This window comes from Streptomyces synnematoformans (genome assembly GCF_039531005.1).
Lineage (GTDB): Bacteria > Actinomycetota > Actinomycetes > Streptomycetales > Streptomycetaceae > Streptomyces > Streptomyces synnematoformans.
Genome location: NZ_BAAAPF010000619.1, coordinates 1 through 1,723, shown reverse-complemented (window position 1 = coordinate 1,723; position 1,723 = coordinate 1). Strand labels below are relative to the sequence as shown.

1 protein-coding gene is annotated in these 1,723 nt (G+C 77.4%); it reads left to right on the top strand.

Annotated features, from left to right (window positions below; all coding sequences use genetic code 11):
* Positions 1-1,723, top strand: a 1,723-nt coding sequence (locus ABD317_RS36590) for a BTAD domain-containing putative transcriptional regulator (protein ID WP_344296315.1), incomplete at both ends; no start/stop codon positions are given.

The following is a 1,723-nucleotide window of genomic DNA, read 5'->3' as shown; positions in this document are numbered from 1 at the left end:
GTCGGCTTCCTCGACCGGGCGCTGCGCGGCCTGTCCGCCGCGCTGACCGACGCCGCCCGCCCGCTGCCCACGATCTACGCCGCCTGGCTGACCGACAGCGACCTGTACCTGCAGCTGGCCGGGGTGGCGGGCGAGCCGCCCGCCCCGTGGCGCACCGGCCAGGACCAGACGTTCTGGCGCATCGACCGCGCCGACGTCGAGAGCTACCCGCAGCCCGAGGAGGGCGGCGACGCCGCGGCCCCCTACCCCGGACTGGCCAGCCTCGGCACCCGCGAGGAGGCCCGGCTGCTGCTCAACCTGGAGGCCGTCCCCGGCATCGCCGCCGTCAAGGGCGCCCCCGCGGACCGGCTCGCGGTGCTGTCGTCCGTCGCCGCGGAGCTGGCCACCAACGGCTGGTCGGACCGGATGTCGGTGACCGTCGTCGGCTTCGGTGAGCGGCTGACGGAGCTGGCGCCGACGCGCGTGCGCTACCTGGAGGACGTGCCGGCGCTCCTGGAGGTCATGGAGGCCGAGTCCGCGCAGCGCGCCAACGCCCTCGGCAACGCCGGGCACGACAGCGTGCTCACCGGCCGCGCCGGCCAGGCGGGCCGTACGCAGTGGGCGCCGCACCTCGTCATCGTCGCCACCGAGCCGACCGCCGTCGAGGCCGAGCGGCTCGCGCACCTCGCCGGCGGCTCCTCGCGGCTCGGCATCGGCTACCTCGTCGGCACCGGTCAGGAGGAACTCGCGGGCGCGTCCTGGGAGTTCGAGATCACCCGCGACGGGCGGCTGCGCGCCCCGCTGCTGGGCCTGGAGCTGGCCGCGCAGCGGCTGCCGCAGGAGCAGCACGACGCGCTGGTGGAGCTGTTCACCCAGGTGGGCTTCGAGGGCCCGGCGGCCAGCGGGACGGAGGGCCGCGGCATCTCCGTCACCCGCGCCGCCGGCGACGTCGGCTTCACCGTGGACCTGTCCGAGCAGGGCCGGCCCGCCGTGTACGCGCGGCTGCTCGGCTCGTACGAGATCATGGGCCTGGCCGAGCCGGACGGCGAGCGCAGCCCGCTGCTGCGGGAGGCGCTGGCGCTGCTGCTGTTCCACCGCGAGGGCGTGCACCCGCAGGTGCTCGCCGCGGCGCTGTGGCCGCGGGGTGTGACGGACGACGTGCGGGACGCCTTCATCGAGCGGCTCGTCACCTGGCTCGGACGTGATCCTTCCGGAGCCGCGCGGCTCGCGCCGGACGCCGACGGGCGGCTGGCGCTGTCCACGTCGGTCGTCTCCGACTGGGACGTGCTGCGCACGCTGCACCTCGAAGCGACCGACCCCGACCGGCAGACCAGCCCGCAGGTGCGGGAGCGGCTGCTGAACGACGCGCTGGCGCTCGCCGCGGGCCCGCTGCTCGCGGACCGGCCGCAGGGGCGGTACGGCTGGCTGGCCAACGAGATCGTGGAGGCCCAGCTGCCGCTGCTCGTCGCCGACGCCGGGCTGGCGCTCTCCGCGCTGCGCCGCGAGACGGGGCAGCCGGACGGCGCGGTCGGCGCGGTGCAGGCGGCGCTGGTCGTCGCGCCGGCGGACGAGCGGCTGTGGAACGAGCTGCTGCGCGCGGTGCACGCCACCGGCGAGACCGCCCGCCTGGAGGCCACCGCGTCCGACCTCCTCGACCGCGCGGCGGCCCTCCACGGCGCCCGCGGCCTGCCGCCCCGCACGGGGGCGCCGCTGGACGAGCTGCTCCCCGGCTGGCGCCCGCGGG